The sequence below is a fragment of the Pseudomonas sp. SIMBA_068 genome (assembly GCF_046534705.1).
GTDB lineage: Bacteria > Pseudomonadota > Gammaproteobacteria > Pseudomonadales > Pseudomonadaceae > Aquipseudomonas > Aquipseudomonas putida.
Window position 1 is genome coordinate 1 of the sequence record NZ_JAWRYI010000608.1, and the last position, 268, is coordinate 268.

Annotated in this window: 1 pseudogene; it reads right to left on the reverse strand. The window is 60.4% G+C overall.

The window, feature by feature from the left end:
• Positions 1-110 (reverse strand): annotated as a pseudogene (locus SB756_RS30625) (peptidase C39); the annotation flags it as partial.
• Positions 111-268 lie beyond the last annotated feature (158 nt).

The following is a 268-nucleotide window of genomic DNA, read 5'->3' on the forward strand; positions in this document are numbered from 1 at the left end:
TCGACCTTCTTGAAGATGACTGCACCGCCAGGCATGGCGGAAACCGCCATGGTGCCCGCCCACGTAGGGCCGGTGAGCAGCATCAGGAGGGTGAGGGTCGCGAGGCGCATGATCGTATGACCTGTTGGACACTGGAATAAAAAAGGGCCTTGTTGCCAAGGCCCCATTGCATCAGAAGCGCACGCCGCTGGCGCAGACACTGCAACCCTGGCCGATCGACAGGCTGTTGCTGCCTTGGTTTCCATTGCCCGATTGCAGGTTCACACCC